Source organism: Corynebacterium afermentans subsp. afermentans (assembly GCF_030408355.1).
Taxonomy (GTDB): Bacteria; Actinomycetota; Actinomycetes; order Mycobacteriales; family Mycobacteriaceae; genus Corynebacterium; species Corynebacterium afermentans.
In genome coordinates this window covers 1,175,729-1,191,948 of sequence record NZ_CP046606.1, presented here as the reverse complement: position 1 = coordinate 1,191,948, position 16,220 = coordinate 1,175,729, and the positions used below count along the sequence as shown (strand labels likewise).

At 64.0% G+C, this 16,220-nt stretch carries 16 protein-coding genes, 1 tRNA gene and 1 pseudogene; 11 read left to right on the top strand and 7 right to left on the bottom strand.

The features are described from left to right. The first annotated feature begins 13 nt into the window (after positions 1–13). The 6 genes and pseudogenes from CAFEA_RS05675 (at position 14) to CAFEA_RS05650 (ending at position 6,612) form a co-directional block, all read left to right on the top strand. On the top strand, positions 14–1,408 hold the full coding sequence (locus tag CAFEA_RS05675; protein ID WP_063936686.1) for a hemolysin family protein: 1,395 nt from the start codon (positions 14–16) through the stop codon (positions 1,406–1,408). After that, positions 1,405–2,457, top strand: coding sequence for a hemolysin family protein (locus CAFEA_RS05670; RefSeq protein ID WP_063936685.1), 1,053 nt, complete (start codon positions 1,405–1,407; stop codon positions 2,455–2,457). Before CAFEA_RS05675 ends, CAFEA_RS05670 begins: the two co-directional genes overlap by 4 nt. A gap of 35 nt (positions 2,458–2,492) precedes the next feature. Next, positions 2,493–3,314: a 3-methyladenine DNA glycosylase gene (locus CAFEA_RS05665; protein ID WP_394326875.1), complete on the top strand. Its 822-nt coding sequence runs from the start codon at positions 2,493–2,495 to the stop codon at positions 3,312–3,314. A 48-nt stretch (positions 3,315–3,362) separates the two neighbouring features. Continuing rightward, positions 3,363–4,814 (top strand): vWA domain-containing protein, encoded by a 1,452-nt coding sequence (locus CAFEA_RS05660; RefSeq protein ID WP_063936683.1) that lies wholly within the window; start codon positions 3,363–3,365, stop codon positions 4,812–4,814. Between the two features lie 109 nt (positions 4,815–4,923). After that, a pseudogene (locus CAFEA_RS11290) lies at positions 4,924–5,409 on the top strand (transposase); the annotation flags it as partial. 93 nt (positions 5,410–5,502) lie between these two features. Further along, complete coding sequence (locus CAFEA_RS05650) at positions 5,503–6,612, top strand: IS30 family transposase (protein ID WP_290183919.1); 1,110 nt, start codon at positions 5,503–5,505, stop codon at positions 6,610–6,612. 116 nt (positions 6,613–6,728) lie between these two features. On the opposite strand, the gene CAFEA_RS05645 is transcribed toward CAFEA_RS05650, so the two are convergent. The 5 genes from CAFEA_RS05645 to secA2 form a co-directional block, all read right to left on the bottom strand. Beyond that, entirely contained in the window at positions 6,729–7,286 is a 558-nt protein-coding gene (locus CAFEA_RS05645) for a MerR family transcriptional regulator (RefSeq protein ID WP_034999379.1), read from the bottom strand. 127 nt (positions 7,287–7,413) lie between these two features. Continuing rightward, positions 7,414–7,974 (bottom strand): bifunctional nuclease domain-containing protein, encoded by a 561-nt coding sequence (locus CAFEA_RS05640; protein ID WP_063937206.1) that lies wholly within the window; start codon positions 7,972–7,974, stop codon positions 7,414–7,416. Then, the gene (gene ftsR / locus CAFEA_RS05635) at positions 7,974–8,735 is read right to left on the bottom strand and encodes a transcriptional regulator FtsR (RefSeq protein ID WP_063937207.1); all 762 of its coding nucleotides are present in this window, start codon (positions 8,733–8,735) and stop codon (positions 7,974–7,976) included. Before ftsR ends, CAFEA_RS05640 begins: the two co-directional genes overlap by 1 nt. 20 nt (positions 8,736–8,755) lie before the next feature. After that, positions 8,756–9,181, bottom strand: coding sequence for an oxoglutarate dehydrogenase inhibitor Odhl (odhI, locus tag CAFEA_RS05630; RefSeq protein ID WP_063937208.1), 426 nt, complete (start codon positions 9,179–9,181; stop codon positions 8,756–8,758). 87 nt (positions 9,182–9,268) lie between these two features. Continuing rightward, positions 9,269–11,560 (bottom strand): accessory Sec system translocase SecA2, encoded by a 2,292-nt coding sequence (secA2, locus tag CAFEA_RS05625; RefSeq protein ID WP_063937209.1) that lies wholly within the window; start codon positions 11,558–11,560, stop codon positions 9,269–9,271. A 109-nt stretch (positions 11,561–11,669) separates the two neighbouring features. Here secA2 and CAFEA_RS05620 point away from each other — a divergent pair, with 109 nt between their 5' ends. The 3 genes from CAFEA_RS05620 (at position 11,670) to CAFEA_RS05610 (ending at position 13,465) form a co-directional block, all read left to right on the top strand. Continuing rightward, positions 11,670–12,896 (top strand): bifunctional alpha/beta hydrolase/OsmC family protein, encoded by a 1,227-nt coding sequence (locus tag CAFEA_RS05620; RefSeq protein ID WP_082855638.1) that lies wholly within the window; start codon positions 11,670–11,672, stop codon positions 12,894–12,896. After that, positions 12,896–13,294 carry a YchJ family protein gene (locus CAFEA_RS05615; RefSeq protein WP_063937210.1) on the top strand — a complete coding sequence of 133 codons (399 nt, stop codon included), beginning with the start codon at positions 12,896–12,898 and terminating at the stop codon, positions 13,292–13,294. Before CAFEA_RS05620 ends, CAFEA_RS05615 begins: the two co-directional genes overlap by 1 nt. Positions 13,295–13,391: 97 nt before the next feature. After that, a tRNA-Pro gene (locus CAFEA_RS05610) sits at positions 13,392–13,465 on the top strand. A gap of 35 nt (positions 13,466–13,500) precedes the next feature. Here the strand turns inward: CAFEA_RS05610 and CAFEA_RS05605 are convergent. Next, positions 13,501–13,860: a VOC family protein gene (locus tag CAFEA_RS05605; RefSeq protein ID WP_063937211.1), complete on the bottom strand. Its 360-nt coding sequence runs from the start codon at positions 13,858–13,860 to the stop codon at positions 13,501–13,503. A 68-nt stretch (positions 13,861–13,928) separates the two neighbouring features. Here CAFEA_RS05605 and CAFEA_RS05600 point away from each other — a divergent pair, with 68 nt between their 5' ends. Further along, positions 13,929–14,225, top strand: a complete 297-nt coding sequence (locus CAFEA_RS05600) for a helix-turn-helix domain-containing protein (protein WP_159437635.1) — start codon at positions 13,929–13,931, stop codon at positions 14,223–14,225. Between the two features lie 2 nt (positions 14,226–14,227). After that, positions 14,228–15,457: a type II toxin-antitoxin system HipA family toxin gene (locus tag CAFEA_RS05595; RefSeq protein WP_063937212.1), complete on the top strand. Its 1,230-nt coding sequence runs from the start codon at positions 14,228–14,230 to the stop codon at positions 15,455–15,457. Here the strand turns inward: CAFEA_RS05595 and CAFEA_RS05590 are convergent. Then, on the bottom strand, positions 15,454–16,179 hold the full coding sequence (locus CAFEA_RS05590) for a 3-hydroxyacyl-CoA dehydrogenase NAD-binding domain-containing protein (protein ID WP_338080124.1): 726 nt from the start codon (positions 16,177–16,179) through the stop codon (positions 15,454–15,456). The two genes, CAFEA_RS05595 and CAFEA_RS05590, sit on opposite strands and share 4 nt — an antisense overlap. Positions 16,180–16,220: the final 41 nt, after the last annotated feature.

Below are 16,220 nucleotides of genomic sequence, written 5' to 3'. Positions count from 1 at the left end.
CAGACCACCATCCATGGACATATTCTTATCCATTCTCGCCCTGCTGGCGTTCGTGGTGCTCACGGCGTCGACCGGGCTTTTCGTCGCAATCGAATTTGCCATGACCGGCCTAGAGCGGTCCACGATTGAAACTCACGTCAAAGAGCGCGGCGACGGCACGGCGCGTGCGATTGCGCGCGACCATGCAAATCTCTCGTTCGTCCTTTCCGGCGCGCAGCTGGGTATTACGGTGACCACCCTCGCCGCCGGTTTCCTGGCGGAGCCGGTGCTGGGCAAGTTCTTTACTCCGGCGCTGGAACTTGTCGGTCTTTCCGCGAACGCATCCACCACCGTCGCGCTCGTCCTCGCTCTGGTTGTGGCGACGTTTTTGTCCATGGTCTTCGGCGAGTTGGTGCCGAAAAACGTCGCTATCACGGACCCGCTGAACACGGCCCGCGGTGTGGTGCGCCCGGTGCACTACTTCAACACGGCAACCAAGCCGTTCATCCTGTTTCTCAACACCGCCGCGAACTGGGTCGTGCGCAAGATGGGCATCGAGCCTGCCGACGAGCTCGCCTCCGCCCGTTCCTCCCAGGAGTTGGGGGCGATGGTGCGCAACTCCGCTGAGGCGGGTGGCCTGGACGCGGCGACAGCGGCGGTGATCGACCGCTCGCTTCGCTTCGGCGAGACCACCGCCGAAGAGGTGATGACGCCGCGCTCCACCATCGACTCCTTGGATGCGGACGAGACGGTCGCGGACCTGATCACCCTCGCGCGCGAAACCGGCCACTCCCGCTTCCCGGTACGCCGCGGCGACTTGGACGACACCCTCGGCGTGGTCCACATCAAAGACGCCTTTTCGGTTCCGCACGAGTTGCGTTCCACAACGAGGCTGGCCTCCCTTGCCCGTCGTGTGCCGTTCGTGCCGGGCACACTCGACGGCGACTCCGTGCTCAACCGCGTCCGCTCCGCCGGATCCCAGGTAGTGCTGGTGGCGGACGAGTACGGCGGTACCCAGGGGTTGGTGACCATCGAGGACCTCGTCGAGGAAATCCTTGGTGAGGTCTACGACGAGTACGACGACCGGGAAAGCGAAAAGGACTTCACCCGCTTCGGCACGTCCTGGGAGGTCGCAGGATTGGTGCGCTTGGACGAGTTGGAGGAACGCACCGGTTTCGCAGCCGTGGACGGCCCCTACGAAACCCTCGGCGGGCTGATCATGGCCACGCTGGGGCGCATCCCCGAGCTTGGTGACGAGGTTGTGCTGCGCACTGCTTCCGCGGCGAACTTCAAGGAGGAGCTGCAGTCCGGCGGCGCCGGCAACTGGCTCGCGCAGGTCTCCGAGATGGACGGCCGCCGCATCGACCGCGCACTGCTGCGACCTATTCCTCCAGAGCAAGATGCAGGAGAGGCGGTGGATACCAAGTGAGTATCTGGTTAGCTGTCCTACTGATCGTCGCGCTGCTCGCCGCCAACGCGTTTTTCGTGGCCGTCGAGTTCGCGCTAGTCTCCTCGCGAAAGGACCGCCTGGAGTCCCTGGTTGCGCAGGGCAAAACCAAGGCTGAGGGCGTGCTCTACGCTACCGAGCACCTTTCGATCTACCTCGCCGGCGCGCAGTTCGGCATCACCGTGGCGTCGCTGATTCTGGGCAAGGTGGCCGAGCCCGCCATCGCTTCCTACATCGAGGCTCCCTTTACGGCCCTGGGCATGCCCGCTGACCTGCTGCACCCGGTCGCCTTCGTCATCGCCCTGCTTATCATTTCGTTTCTGCACATCCTCTTCGGTGAGATGGTGCCGAAAAACTTGGCTATTGCGGGCCCGGAGAGCATGGCCATGTGGCTGACGCCGGCGATGACGCTGTGGATGAAGCTCACGCGACCCCTGCTGGAGTTCCTCAACTGGGTTGCGCGCAAAACCCTGCAGCTGTTCGGCATCGAGCAGCGCGATGAGCTGGAGTCCACCGTGGATCAGGAGCAGCTGGCCACCATGATTCAGGAATCGCGCGAGGAGGGCCTCCTGGATGCCGAAGAGACGGTGCGCCTGGCCAAGGCGCTGCGCCAGGATTCCCGCCAGCTGAAGGAAGCCATGATTCCCCTCGCACAGGTCACCGCCATCCCGTACGACCCACGCGGCATCCGCCTCTCCGTCATCGAACAAGCGGTGCAAGACACCGGCTATTCCCGCTTCCCCGTCCGCATCGACGCCAGCTCGCTGGCGGGCTACGTCCACGTCAAAGACATCCTCGACCTCATGGAGTTCCCGCAGGGCGACCCGCGGGTCTCACTTAAGCGCATCCGTCCGCTGAGCACTGTCGAGGCCACCCAGTCCATGGACGACGCCCTCGCCCAGCTGCACCGCCGCTCCGCGCACATGGCAGAGGTGCACGACAACGGCAAGCTTGTCGGCGTGGTCGCCCTGGAGGACCTCATCGAGGAGTACGTGGGCACGGTCTCCGACTGGACGCACGAGGGCGAATAATGCAGGTGCTCGCGCCCGAGGAATACCTGCCTCGCATGAAGGCACACGCCGCCCGCGCCGAGCGGTGGACCGCACCGAGGGTGGCGCGCCGGGCGCGCGGCCAGTACCACCCCGTGTGGGACTTCCTCTTCGACTATTACCCGCAGCGCCCCGCCCACCTGAAGCGGTGGCACCCGGGTGTCGGTGTCGCGCTCGAAGACGCCTCCTCGCTCCCCCACGCCGGTTGGCGCGATTACGTCTGCGACGAAGACACAGTGCTTGTCGACGTCCAAAGGTTTCTCTCCCACCGCCGCCACGACGTGGAGGAGGCGGCGGCGATCCTTCGGTCCGTCGATAAGCGAGAAGCCCATTTCGACTGCTTCGGCATGCATGAATGGGCAATGGTGTACCGCACCGACAACCCACGCCACAGCCTGCCGTTGCGGCTCGGGGCTGAGGGCACGAACAAGGTAGTCGAGTCGCACAACGTGAAGTGCACCCATTTCGACGCTTTCCGCTTTTTCACCCCCGCAGCGCGGCCGCTGAACCTCACCGTGCTCACCCGCGAAGGGCAGGCGGACAACGACCAGGCAGGATGCGTGCACGTGAGCATGGACCTGTACAAGTGGGCGATGAAGCTCGGACCTTTAGTTCCAGGCGAGCTGCTCATGGATTGTTTCGAGCTCGCTGCCGACGCCCGCAGGCTGGACATGGAGGCCTCCCCGTACGACTGCCGGGGTTTGGGCTTCGGTGTTGTGGCCGTGGAAACGCCTGAGGGCAAGGCCGAGTACGTCGCCCGCCAGCGCGAACTCAGCCGCCGCACACAACCGCTGCGCCAGCGGCTTGTCGCGGTCATCGACGCCGCCTATGACGGCTAGACTCGAAGACGATTTTCACTCGTTCGATCGATAAAGGCGGCGATTCCGGTGGCGAAGCACGCAAGCGGCAAAAACAACTACAGGCTATCCGGAGAGCTCATTGCCTTACTGGTGGTGCTGGCCCTGATCGCAGCGGCCGTTATCTGGTGGCTGTCTACGCGCGGGGATGACGCCGACAGTGCTGCGGCGCAGCCGGAGGACTGCGTTGCGGGCGAGCTGATGCTTCCTGTTGCGGCCTCCGACAAGGGGGCGGGCCAATCGCTTGTCGACGCCTACGGTGCGTCCTCCCCCGTCGTCCGCGACTACTGCGTGAAGCCCCAGCTGGTGGATTCCGTCGCTGACGCCGCAGTTTTTGTCGCGCCGAACACGGCGGTGACGCACCAGTCGTTGGATAGCGCCGGCCGCACCCCCGCCGTGTCAGATGCGCAGCCCGCGTACAGCGAAGCCGTCGGCGTGGCAGGCAAGGACGAAATCAAGTTCGAGGACCTGACTGCGGATAAACTCCGCTTCGCCGTCGCCGAGGAATCCGCCGCCTCGGCGCTGGTGGCGTCTCAGGTGGTCGGCAACGGCAACGACGCCGTGCAGGCACTGACCGACCAGCGCATCGCCAGCGCATCAGAGCTCAACGCCGACGCCGGCGAGTACCTCGCCACCGCCGAGGATGCCGTGCCGGAGGGCCTGAAGTTCACCCCGGTCGGCGCTGACGCTGTCTACACCGCGTTCCCGCTGAACCAGAACGACAAGGTCGACGAGAACCAGGCCCGCGCCGGCCAGGACTTCGCCCGATTCGCCTCCGAGCACTTCGACGGCTCTGCTAAGGACCAGCCGGCCGTCTCCGACCTGGTCTGGGCCGCAGCCCTGCCCGCTGGCGGCGAGGCCATCACCGCGGACGAAAAGGAGGACAGCGACCCCCAAAACGCCGCGGATGCGGACAAGGCGGCGGACGAAGCCGGTTCCAACGCCGCCGCCCTGCAGCCCGAGAACACCCTGTTCCTCCTGGACACCTCCGACGCGATGAGCCCGTACATCCAGCCAGCGAAGGACGCAATCGCGAACGCCGCGCTCGAGCTCGGCGCCCAGGGCAAGCAGGTCGGACTGTGGAACTACTCTTCGCCGCTAAACCCGGGTGTTGTGGTGGGCTATCGCCAGAACATCACGGTCTCCCCCGATGCCGACTCCGTTGCCGTGGCAGTGCGCCGCTTCCTCACCGGTGGTGTGCCCCAGACCCGCCAGGCAGTTGAAGCCGCCGCGGGTGCCTATGGCACCGGGGATGCGAAAACCCGCATCGTCCTGGTTACCACTGGCACGGCAGACGCCGGCGACGACAATGCCTTCGAAAATGCAGTTCGCGGTGCCGCCGGCGACAAGGTGGAGATCACCGTTGTCCGCGTCGGCGAGGGTGAGGCGGACCAGGCGGTCGAGGCCCTTTCCGCCAAGGCTGTCGACGCTGCGCAGGCCGACGCCATCGAGGGTGCCGTGAAGCAGGCTTCCGGCCTGTAAGCTCCTCGGCTGCCCCGGCTGCCCGGCTCCCCCCGGCTGGCCTGCCTCACAGACCCTGGGAGGCTCATCCTGGGAGCGTGTCAGAATCGAGGGAGTTGTCAGTGGGTGAATGCGCCACCTCGACTTGGAGGTTGTTGTGGCTGGTCGTTGGACTCCGAAGGATGTGAAGGCTGCGTCTGTGGCGCGGCTTGTTGCAGGCGATGATGTCGGCGAGATTGCTCGTGAGGCCGGTGTGGCAGAGGCCACGGTTTATGAATGGGTCAAGCAAGCAGGCGTGCTCCCGCCGAAGAAGGCGTTGGCACGTGCACGTGACCAGCTCATCGACGAGGCGGTGGCGCTGGTGGCTTCAGGTATGTCGGTACCGGATGCGGCTGCGACGTTAGGCATGTCACCAGGGGCGTTGTACCAGCGGTTGGCGAAAGTCGGTGTGCTCACCGAACTGCAGCAAAAGCCCCGCATCACCCCGCAGCAGAAAGCTGACGCGGTCGCACGGGTGCTGGCTGGTGAGCCGGTTGACGAGGTTGCGGCGGCGTTCGACCGGTCTGCGAATTCGGTGTATCGCTGGGTGCAGCAAGCACGCCAGGAGAAGGCGGGCGGAAACCGTGATGCGTCACAGCGCGCGGACACGCCGGAGGCTTGCACGGTAAAACCACCTGCACACAGCAAAGTTGATTCCGTGCCAGCACCAATGAAAACACAGGCAGGCCACGCGCCTGCCGACTATGCCGAGGACCGTGTGAAAGTCGGCCGCGGGGTCCGACTGTCGTATGAAGACCGCCTGACGATCCAACATGGGTGCAGCCAGGGAATGTCAGCCAGGCAGATCGGAGCACTTCTGGGGCGCCACCATAGCGTGATCAGCCGGGAAATCGCCCGCAACGGGTGGGAAGTTCCCGGCGAAGACGGTGAGGCCACGGTGTACTACAACGCCCGGCAAGCCGGCCTGGGCGCCAAGGCGCGTGCGCACCGGCCGAAGGTGCGCAAGCTTGACGACAACCCGGCACTTCGTGCTGTGGTGGTGACGTGTCTTGCCCGCCGGTGGTCGCCCGGGCGCATCAGTGTGTGGCTTCAGCATGCTTTCGCCGATGATGAAAGCATGCGTATTTCCCACGAAGCGATCTACAGTGCCTTGTACATCCAGGGCAAAGGCAGCTTGCGCGCCGAGCTTGAAGCGGTGATGAAGACCCAAGATGTGCTCATCCGCGGCGGCAAGCGGCGAAAAGCTCGGCCCCGTAATGCCGGTGTGCTCACCGGTAAGCCGTGGATCAAAGGTGCTGAAATCACCAAGCGCAGCCCAGAGGCTGACGACCGGGCAATCCCCGGGCACTGGGAAGGCGATCTTGTTATCGGCACCGGCGGCAAAAGCGCGCTGATTACCCTGGTGGAGCGCACCAGCCGCTACACCCTGCTTGGTCATCTGCCCACCGAACACACATCGATGACGGTGATTGCAACGATCCAGCAGATGGTCAAAGACCTCAACGCTGAACAGCTCAAGACCATCACCTGGGATCAAGGCGTGGAAATGGCTGAAACCGCACGTGTGCGCATCAAAGACGGCTGCGAGGTGTACTTTTGCGATCCGCACGCGCCGTGGCAGCGGCCGACCAACGAGAACACCAACGGTGAGATCCGCCGCCGCTTCTACAAAAAGGGCACCGACTTCGCCGAAGTAACCCCCGAGCACGTCGCCTGGGTACAAGACGAACTCAACGACACACCACGACAAGTCCTCGGCGGAGCAACCCCACGTGAGATACTCCAGCAAATATTCAATCGTGGCGCATTAACCGCTTGATCCCGCCGAGCGAACCCAGGCTCTGCCTCCCAGGGTTTGTGGGGGGCGAGAGCACAGAAGAAGGCCCGGGCTGGTGGGAGTGATCCCAGCCCGGGCCTTGAAGGTCTGTGTGCCTCTTAGGAGGTCTTGCGACGGCGGCGGTCCGCCAGCTCGTCGAAGCCGATGACGTTGTCTGCACCGTCGTCGATCACGCGCTCCGACGGGAATGCGGAGATGGTGCCGGTCAGTTCCTTCATGATCTGCGGCACGGCGATGCCGAACACGCCCTGCCCGCCGCCGAGTAGGTCGATGATCTCCTCGTTGGAGCGGCACTCGTAGACGGTCACGCCGTCCGAGACGAGGGTGATCTCGGCGATGTCGGAGACGCCGCGGTCGCGCAGCTTATCCACTGCGAGGCGGATGTTCTGCAGCGAGATGCCAGTGTCGAGCAGGCCCTTGACAATCTTCAGAACCAGGATGTCCTTGAACGAGTACAGGCGCTGGGAGCCGGAGCCCTTGGCGCCGCGGATGGACGGGCGCACCAGGCCGGTGCGTGCCCAGTAGTCGAGCTGGCGGTAGGTGATGCCGGCGACCTGGCAGGCGATCGGCACGCGGTAGCCGACTTCGTCGGACGGGCCGACGTCGAAAAGCGACTCCTGCACAGCGTCGAACAGGCCGTCCTGATTTTCCTCGATGATGCTCACGTAATTACTCCCATGAAAGTTAGCTCGAAGCCTAATGACTATTAAAGGGTAAGTATACGTAGCTGGTCAATAGTCACATGCGTAACACGCCGAAACTCTCAAGGAATACTTGAGGGTTTTACTCCTCTTCGGGGTTATCCTCCCCCAAATCCGAGTCCTCCACGCCGAGGCTGCGCATCAACGCCTCGAAATCCGCGTCCGCTTGGGCGTCGCCGCTGGCGGATGCGGGCTCATCGGTGAAGCCCTCAACTTCGATCTCCGCCTGCAGGTAGCGCTCGGCGTCCTCCTGCGACAAAAATACTGAGGCTTGGGAGGCGACCGTGTCGTCGACAGTCAGCTCCATGTCCAGCTCGCTGGCTAAAAGCAGCGCATCTGAGGCACGCAGATCAATCTCGGTGCCGCCGTAAAGCGTCAACGTGGCCATGAACGTGCCGTCGACATAGCTGGACAGCTCAAGCCCCTCGGCGCCGCTTGTGGACGTTCGGATGATCTCTGCCATCGCGTCGACGGGGCGCGGGCGGTTCGGGGCCCACCCGTCCAAGCGTGCGGCCAGCTCAGCGCCCTCCATCGGCGGAAGCCACACGGGGATGCACCGCCCGTTCGTGGGGCGCTGCAGCAACGCGCACAGAAAATCTTCCGGGCCGACCGGAAACACGCCAATGAGGTTGACAGCCTCCATTAGCTCCCCAGCTGCTTGCGCAGCTCGTTTTTCACCAGCGACGCGTGCAGGGACACCACCAGCGCGGACATCTGCTGGCCAATCTCCTCAGCCTTCTGCTTCGCGGTGACCTTGCCGGACTTCGACACCGGCTCCGCAACCTGGTTGATCATGTCGGCCTGGCGGGCCGCCGCGGTGCGCAGAGTTTTCAGGTGGCGGGCGTCGAAGCCGAACTCGGACAGCGACAGCGCGGTGGTGACGGTGCGAACGTCGTCGGCCGTGAACAGCCCGGCAGCATCCGGGGTGATCAGGCCGACCTTGATGTACTCCTCCACAGTGGACGGATCCGCCTGGGCCTGCTCCGCCACGTCCATGTCGGTCAGCTGCGTCGCCGCCGGCGCGCGGAAGTTCTCCGGGGAGATCATCGGCTCGGACTCGCCCGCGGAAAGGATCGCGGTGACGTGGCCCGAATCCATCGCCTCGAGCTGCTCGCGGATGACCTTCAGCGGCAGGTAGTTGTCTCGCTGCGTGACCAGGATGTAGCGCAGACGCTCCACGTCTTCCTCGGTGAAGCGGCGGTAGCCGGAGGCGGTGCGCTGCGGAGTGATGAGCCCTTCGGACTCGAGGAAGCGGATCTTGGAGACGGTCACGTCCGGAAACTCGGTGCGCAGACGTTCAAGCACCACGCCGATGGACATGGTCTTCGCGGTCTTGGTTGCCTTGGCAGCCTTTGCCGGCTTCGCGGGGGTAGCGGCAGGTGCCGTCTGACGGATTGCGCTCACGTGATCGAACTCTTCTCTAACTAGTTGCCGGCGGTGATGAAGACCAGACGGAATTTACCAATCTGGATTTCGTCGCCGTTGGTCAGCTCCTGGGAGTTACGCGGCTCGCGGTTGACGTAGGTGCCGTTGAGCGAGCCCACGTCCACGACTTCGTAGCCGTCGTCGTTGCGGCGGAACTCTGCGTGACGACGCGACACGGTCACGTCGTCGAGGAAGATGTCCGCCTCCGGGTGGCGGCCTGCGGTGGTGGAATCCTGGTCCAGCAGGAAGCGCGCACCTGCGTTCGGGCCGCGCTTGACTACGAGGAGCGCCTCCCCATCCGACAGCTGGTCCGCACCGGCGGCGGTGTCCGCAGACGTCGCAGCTCCGGACTCCATCTCCTTGAGCAGGTCTGCGCGGAATACCGAGGTGGTTTCGACCTGGTTCTGCGGCATGTTGTCGCTCATGGGTAACTCCTGACTTTCGAGTCGTGGTTGAGATCTCTCGCCATAATAGCGTCCGGCCCGCCCGAAGGGGCGGCTACCGAAGAATGCTTAGCGGAAAATGTTGCCGATTCCGGAAATCACGGAGTTGCCGGAACCCGCCAACGGGTTATCGGACACCATGTATGTCCACGTCGCGCTCGGACGCTTCCACCCTGCATCTGCCAGGTGCGCGCCGTCGGCGTCGATGTCCACCGAGTTGAATGTTTCCACCGCCGCGGCGACCGCGCGGTTAGCCAAATCCTTGAACTCGCGCACGGCGATGCGGTGGTATTCGTCGATCGGCGTTTCGCGGGCGATGGCGCGCAGGTGGATGGATTCGCGGACGTCGTCCATCAGCGCCAAGTGCTCGGACCACTCCGCGTCCAGGTGGAACAGCATGATCTCCCGCGCGGCCTGCTCGAGCACGTCCTGTGGCAGGCGCGAAAGCTCGGCGGCGCGTTGCGGGGAGCGCTCCGACAGCTCGCGCCAGGCGGTGTCGGTGTCCAGCAGGGCGGCGCGGCGCTCGTCCAGGATGTCTCGGTGGTCCGCCAGCAGCTTGTTGTACTTCCAGGTCTGTGAGTGGATCTCCAAAAGCTGGCCTTCGGTGACGCGCTGACAGTGCTCGATGAAGTGCTGCGCGCGGTTGCCCGAGATGCGGCCGTCCGGTTCCGGCTGGGCGGAAAACTGCTCGCCGTCGCCGCCGGAGGTGACAATGTCGTCGTCGAGGGAGACGAAGAAGACGCTCAATCCGGGATCGCCCTGGCGGCCAGCACGGCCGCGCAGCTGGTTGTCCAGGCGGGCGGTGCGGTGCCGCGCGGTGCCGATGACGGCCAAGCCGCCGAGCGAGGCAACCTTGTCGTGGTCGCGCTCATCTGCACCACCCAGGCGGATATCGGTGCCGCGGCCCGCCATCTGCGTAGAGACGGTCACACGCCCCACGTCGCCGGCCTCCGCGACAATGCGGGCTTCTTCCGCGTCGTTTTTAGCGTTGAGCACGTTGACCGCGATGCCGCGGGCCTCCAATGCCTCTGCCAAAGCTTCGGATTCCGCCACATCGTGGGTCCCCACGAGTACCGGCTGGCCGGTGGAGTTGATGCGCGCGATTTCGTCGACGATTGCCGAGTTCTTCTCCTCCATCGTCGCGTAGATCCGGTCGGCTTCGTCGAAACGCTGCAGCTCGTTGGCGCGGTCGATCACAGACACGTGCAGGCCGTAGAAGCTGCGCAGCTGGTCGGTCGCCTCCACGGCGGTACCGGTCATGCCGCACACCAGCGGGTAGCGGCGCATGAGCGCCTGCAGGGTGATGGAGTCCAGGATGCGCCCGCCTTCGGACACGTCCAGCCCCTCCTTGGACTCCACCGCCGCCTGCAGGCCGTCGGGCCAGCGCTGCAACTCCGCCACGCGCCCGCGGGAGGCGTCCACGAGCGCGACCTTGCCGTCGTCGACGATGTAGTGCACGTCCCGGATCAGCAGCGCCTTCGCGTGCAGCGCCAGGTTCACACGAACGAGAGTGGTGCCGATGTGCTCGTCGGAGTACAGCGAGTCAATCCCCAGCAGGCGCTCCACCTTCTTCGCCCCGTCGTCGGTGAGGAAGGCGTTTCGCCCGTCCGCGTCGATGGTGTAGTCGGTGTCCTCGTCCAGCTTCGAAACGGCCTCGGTGATCTGGCCGGTCGCCTGCTTGGAGCCTTCGGAGCCGGCGAGCACGAGCGGCACGAGCGCCTCGTCCACAAGCACGCTGTCCGCCTCGTCGACCAGCGCGACGTCTGCAGGCAGCTGCACCGTCTGCTCGCGGGAGGTGATCTGGTTGTCGCGCAGGTGGTCGAAGCCGATTTCGGTCACCGGCGCGTAGATCACGTCGCTGCGGTACGCCGTGACGCGCTCTTCGCGTGTCGACGACTCCGTGACCGCCGCCACCGTCAACCCGAAGAACTCCACGAGCGGGCGCATCCACTCTGCATCGCGCGCGGCTAGGTAGTTGTTCACCGTGATCAGATGGACGCGCTTGCCCTGCAGCGCGAACCCGGTGGCAGCCATCGCGCCGACGAGCGTTTTGCCCTCGCCGGTAGCCATCTGGATCACGTCGCCCTCCAGCAGGCGCAGCACGGCCTGATTCTGCACCTCGAACGGCGTCATGCCCAGGGTGCGCTGGGAGGCGACGGACAGCCCGGCGAGAAAGCGCGGCTTGTCAGCGATGGCCCCGTCGCACACGGTGGAGGCGACTGCGGAGGCGAGCGAAGCATCGTCGAGAAGCGATAGCTCCTCGATTAACCCGTGCGCGTTGGCGACAACGGCTTTCGACTTCTTGTTGTTGCGCTCCGTGGTGGAGCCCATGGCCTTCCAGAACCAGTCAAACTTGCCCATAAGGGCTAAGAATAACGCCAACGTGCCAAACAGTTGGTGCGACGATTAGTCTTGCAGCGAAAGTAACCGTTGCGTTGAACCGCCGAGCCGCAGGAGGAAACGGCTACCCATGCTGTCTATGAACGTGAAAGTCCCGTCGTCCAAGGGCCACATGATGGCTGCGACCATCGACCGCCCCGACGGACCCGCGCAGGCCTACGCCATTTTCGCCCACTGCTTCGCCGGCTCCCGCCACACGCCCGGTGCCTCCCGCATCGCCAAACGCCTGACCGAGCACGGCATTGCTACCCTGCGCTTCGACTTCCCCGGCCTGGGCCAGTCCGAGGGAGAGTTCAAGGACACCTCGTTTTCTGAGAATGTGGACGACATCGTCGCCGCTGCCCTGTGGCTGGAGGAGAACTACAAGGCCCCGCAGCTGCTCATGGGCCACTCACTCGGCGGCGCCGCCACCCTGAAGGCCGCCACCCGCCCCGAGCTGAAGAAGATGATCAAGGCGGTGGCCACCGTCGGCGCGCCGTTCGACCCAGCGCACTCGGTACTGCACTACGCCCACGCCATCGGTGAGGCGGATGCGAACGGCTCCGTCGGCGTGGTGCTCGGCGGCCGCGAGCTGACCATCTCGCGCGAGTTCCTCGAAGATCTGGCTGAGACCAACCCGGAGGAGTACCTGCCGAAGCTGCGCAAGCCCCTGCTTGTCGTGCACTCGCCTATCGACGTCACCGTCGGCATCGACAACGCCCAGAACATCTTCTCCTTGGCTCGCTACCCCAAGTCCCTGATGGCGCTGGACAAGGCGGACCACCTGCTCACCCGCCAGGGCACCGCGCAGCGCGCCGCGGACATCATCGGCTCCTGGGCGCAGCAATACATCCAGCCGCTGTTCGTCCCCGCGAAGACCACGGACACCAACGCCGTGTCCTACTCCGCGCGCGGCACGAAGTACGGCGACGTGGTGCGCACCTCCGACCGCGCGATCACCACCGACCGTTCCAAGAACACCGGTGGCAAGGGCCAGGGTGTCACCTCCACCGGCCTGTACATGTCCGCGCTCGCGGTCAGCTGCTCGCAGGCGGTGCGTGAGGCGGCCAAGGGCATGCAGCTTGACGACGTCCGCGTGGAAGTCAACCACAACGGCGACGGCACCTTCACCCGCCTGATCACCCTCTACGGCGACCTGACCGACGACGAGGTGGAGACCCTGCGCGCCGCGGGTGCCTCCTCCACCGTGGACGGCTACGTGGCCAAGGGCGAAATCGAAACGACTGCGGAGACCGCCTCGCTTGAGCGCCGACGCCGCCAGAACAAGCTCCACCGCGCGGAGCGCCTGGGCAAGTAATGGCTGAATCCGGGTTGTGGGCGGACGTGCGGGGTTTGTGCCCCTGCGGGCAGGGTCTGCCGTACGAGGCGTGCTGCGGGCGTTACATCGACGGCGCTGCCGCGGCGCCCACCGCTGAGGCGCTGATGCGCTCGCGCTACACCGCCTACGTGCGCGGCGCGGGCTCCTACGTCGCGGAGACTTGGGCGGATGAGACGCGGCCGGCGGATCTGGCTGTGGACCCGTCTGGCGAGCCGTTTACTCGCCTGGAAGTGCTGGGCACCTCCGGCGGCGGGCCCTTCGACGCCGAGGGCGTAGTCGAGTTCGCCGCGCACCACCCCGGCGGCGTGATGCGGGAGCGCTCCCGCTTCGAGCGCCGCGCCGGGCGGTGGGTGTACGTCGACGGCGTGGTCCGCTAACCCTGGGGTGTCAGCAGTGACTGTCTGGTGACCTGCCGGTTTTGGGTCCGTATGACAGTGCTGTAATATTTGCGCAGTTACCGTTTAGGTAGCGGATCGGGCTGTGGCGCAGTTTGGTAGCGCACCACACTGGGGGTGTGGGGGTCGCAGGTTCAAATCCTGTCAGTCCGACAAAGTTTTCTTTCGGGGTCGGGGTTTCTCTTTGCCTAGTCGATAGGTGCCACTCGGATCTGGTTCCCGTCGGGATCGGCAACCACGAACGTCGTTCCGAAGACGTCCTGGTGGGGTTCTTTGATGACGTCGACCCCCTTGCCAGTCCAGGCCTGGAACACGTCCATGACTTCGTCCCCGTTGACGTTGAGGCACACTTCGGTGGTGCGTGCGGGAGCGTCTGCAAGCACTTCGGAGTTCCCAGTCCACAGTGCGAGAGCCACACCGTCCGCCAAAGCGAACGTCACATAGCGGGGTGAAACAAAGTCAGTTTCCAGCTCCAGGAGGTCTGAGTAGAACTCGACCGATCTATCAATGTCGGTCACGTAAACGATGAAGACGATTTCGCGGTTCATTTGGGCACCCTTCTCCTTCTGAATGAACTGTCATCCCACAGACTACTCAAATATGAAAGAATATGGGCATGAGTACGTCACAAATGGGTAGCCGTCGAACCCCTCGCGCGGTCGCAGGTGGGCTCATAGAGATCGGCGAAGATCTACAGCGCTGGCGCCGCCTCAACCGTCTCACGATCGAGCAGGCTGCGTACCGCGCTGACGTGAGCGTGTCCACGCTGCGGCGCTTAGAGCAAGGCCACGGCGCAACACTGGAAAACTTCCTCCGGGTGTGCCGTGCGTTTCAACTGCTTGACCGGGTGAGAGACGCGGTTGATCCGATGGAGCACGATCGCGGTCGGGCTTTGATTGAGCAGATGATTTAGCGATGGCACCCACGTCTATACGCATCTGGACGGAGGTCGAAGACCGCAAGCTCTCTGTCGCAACCTATTTTCCGCACCAGCACGGTGGGACGCTCGAGTACGAAAAGGAGTGGATACAACTTCCAGGCGCGTACGCGATCAGCCCTGCGCTTCCCCTTCACGGCGGAAAGCAACCTCTCGTCTCTGATCGCGGGCATCTGCCCACCGCTCTTTCTGATTCTGCTCCGGATCGCTGGGGGCGAATGCTGATTCAAAAGCAGTTTGCGCGGCAGGGTGAACAGCCGACAGAAGTCGACTACCTCCTCGGTGTTGATGATCGCCTTCGCCTAGGAGCGTTGCGTTTCGAAGTGAACGGGGTGACCCAATCGCCGAGCAGCCGGGTGCCCAAACTTGTGAACCTCGCTGACATTGAGCGTGCCTCGCGCGCCGTTGAGGAAGACGATGATGCAGTGGATGCCCTGAAACGCATCGCTGTTGCCGGATCCTCTCTGGGTGGCGCCCGCCCGAAAGCCACAGTCATTGATGACGAAGGCAAACTGATGATGGCGAAGTTCTCCTCATCCGCAGACACTATCGACGCGGTTGCCTGGGAAAAGGTTTGTTTGGATATCGCAGAACTTGCGGGCATCTCCACACCGAGTTCGAGACTTTTGGAGATTAACGGGCGGTCCGTATTGCTTCTGGAAAGGTTCGACCGAGCCTACGGTGAGGATGGAAGCGAAGCCCGTATCCCCTACATGTCCGCAATGACTCTGCTCAATCGTACGGACGGTGACCGTGCATCCATGGTCGAGATCGCTGAGGAGCTTCGGCTGCTGAGCATCAATGGCGATTCCGCGGCTGAGCTTTTCAGCAGGACGGCGATCAACCTCCTGGTGGGCAACACCGACAACCACCTGCGAAACCACGGATTCATTCGCGTAGATGGCGCGTGGCGACTCTCCCCCGTATTCGATATCACGCCCGCCACCACTAAAACCAATTTTGCCACTTCCGTGGACGTTGTCGGCGACGATTCAGTAGACACACTCATGGGTGCCGCGGGCTGGTTTGGTCTCAATGACAATCAAGCCATCGAACGACTCAGCCGCGCAGTCGACGCAGTGAAACAATGGAAAGAGCTCGCACGCAGAAACCAAATCGCCGTCGCCGAGGACAAACAGGTTGCGCCCAGTTTTGACGGAGGGCATCTGCAGCGAGCTCAAGTGCTTATCCGCGAGCAACGCGCTTAGGAAACGATCTTGCCGTTCGCGTCGTAGGTGTAGAAGCCCTGCCCAGCTTCCAGGCCGATCCTGCCTTCTGCGACCATCGGCTTGAGCGTCGTCTCAAGGAAGTCCTTCTGCCACTGCGGGGCGTTTTCGTTGGACTCGATCACGGCGACCAAGGTGCGCACGCCGATAAGGTCCATGATCTCGAACGGGCCGCGCGGTGAGCCGGTGGAGTTGCACCAGTCGCGGTCGATGTCCGCAGGTTCAGCGATGTCGTGGTGCAGCAGGTACATGCCAGCACTGAGCAGCGGCACCAGCAGCGTGTTTAGCACGTAGCCGGGCTGCTCGCGCTTGAGCGGGACCGGCACCATGTTGATCTGCTCCGCAAACTCCACGAGCTGGTCCACATACTTCGGGTCGGTGCCCTCGTGCGGCATCACCTCGGCGGTGTTCTGGATCCAGATGTGGTTGGCAAAGTGCAGTGCTAAGAAGCGCTCCGGCGCACCCGTCGCGTCCGCGAACTTGCTCGGCATGAGCGTGGACGTGTTGGTGGCAAAGACGGTGGTCTCCGGGGCGTACTGCCCCACTTCGGCCCAGACCTTGCGCTTGAGCTCGAGGTTTTCCGGGATCGCCTCGATGACCAGGTCCGCGTTCGCTACCGCTTCCTTGAGGTCCGAGGTCTGGGTGAGGTTTTCGTGCGCCGCCGCGATGGTTTCGTCGTTGGCGGATTCGAGCTCCGCCTTCATTTGTTCACCGATAGCGTCGAAACGCTGTTTGCCGGCCGCGA

Coding starts and splice junctions, on each gene's coding strand:
- CAFEA_RS05675 (WP_063936686.1), top strand. CDS start 14: ATGGACATATTCTTATCCATTCTCGCCCTGCTGGCGTTCGTGGTGCTC.
- CAFEA_RS05665 (WP_394326875.1), top strand. CDS start 2,493: ATGAAGGCACACGCCGCCCGCGCCGAGCGGTGGACCGCACCGAGGGTG.
- CAFEA_RS05650 (WP_290183919.1), top strand. CDS start 5,503: ATGAAAACACAGGCAGGCCACGCGCCTGCCGACTATGCCGAGGACCGT.
- CAFEA_RS05640 (WP_063937206.1), bottom strand. CDS start 7,974: ATGGAGGCTGTCAACCTCATTGGCGTGTTTCCGGTCGGCCCGGAAGAT.
- odhI (WP_063937208.1), bottom strand. CDS start 9,181: ATGAGCGACAACATGCCGCAGAACCAGGTCGAAACCACCTCGGTATTC.
- secA2 (WP_063937209.1), bottom strand. CDS start 11,560: ATGGGCAAGTTTGACTGGTTCTGGAAGGCCATGGGCTCCACCACGGAG.
- CAFEA_RS05620 (WP_082855638.1), top strand. CDS start 11,670: ATGCTGTCTATGAACGTGAAAGTCCCGTCGTCCAAGGGCCACATGATG.
- CAFEA_RS05615 (WP_063937210.1), top strand. CDS start 12,896: ATGGCTGAATCCGGGTTGTGGGCGGACGTGCGGGGTTTGTGCCCCTGC.
- CAFEA_RS05605 (WP_063937211.1), bottom strand. CDS start 13,860: ATGAACCGCGAAATCGTCTTCATCGTTTACGTGACCGACATTGATAGA.
- CAFEA_RS05600 (WP_159437635.1), top strand. CDS start 13,929: ATGAGTACGTCACAAATGGGTAGCCGTCGAACCCCTCGCGCGGTCGCA.
- CAFEA_RS05595 (WP_063937212.1), top strand. CDS start 14,228: ATGGCACCCACGTCTATACGCATCTGGACGGAGGTCGAAGACCGCAAG.
- CAFEA_RS05590 (WP_338080124.1), bottom strand. CDS start 16,179: ATGAAGGCGGAGCTCGAATCCGCCAACGACGAAACCATCGCGGCGGCG.